Here is a 501-nt window from a genome sequence, read left to right as displayed (position 1 = left end):
ACTTCGGGATCATTTATATTGTCTAAAATCGCAATCTGATCCTGGGCACGAAGTTCAATGAAACGGAAGCGCCTACGCATAGCAAAATCGAAAGAATCAACTGAACGATCTATATCGTTCATCGTTCCAATAATGTAAACATTTCGTGGAATGTAAAACTTCTTCGTCTGATCCAAATGGAGGTTGAAATATTGGGTTGCTACCCCGCCGCGTTCACCTCTATACCCTGGATCGACAGCGAAGAATAGCTCACCGAAAATCTTGGAAATCTCTCCGCGGTTGATCTCATCAATAATGAACACGTACTTCTTTGCTTGAATCGGCTCGACTTGGCGAGCAGACGGAGTCTTCATGAACTTTTTGATCTTGTTACAAAGAACAAAAATGTATGAGTGTTCATGCTTGTGATTCACGGTATTAAGGATTCTCTTCAGATCCTTGACTTTTCTAAGTTGCCCCTCGTCTGCAAGAACGGTTTCTATATCAGCCAGGTTTAGAACG

Annotated in this window: 1 protein-coding gene; it reads right to left on the bottom strand. The window is 42.1% G+C overall.

Annotation, left to right across the window (positions count from 1 at the left end; translation table 11 throughout):
• The coding region (locus HMPREF1627_RS10535) for an AAA family ATPase (RefSeq protein ID WP_234305200.1) at window positions 1–353 on the bottom strand (353 nt) is incomplete at its 3' end.
• Between the last annotated feature and the right edge of the window lie 148 nt (window positions 354–501).

Origin of the sequence: Actinomyces sp. S6-Spd3 (assembly GCF_000758755.1) — a bacterium.
GTDB lineage: Bacteria > Actinomycetota > Actinomycetes > Actinomycetales > Actinomycetaceae > Pauljensenia.
Note: the sequence above shows the minus strand (reverse complement) of the source record. Positions and strands in the feature narration are given on the sequence as shown.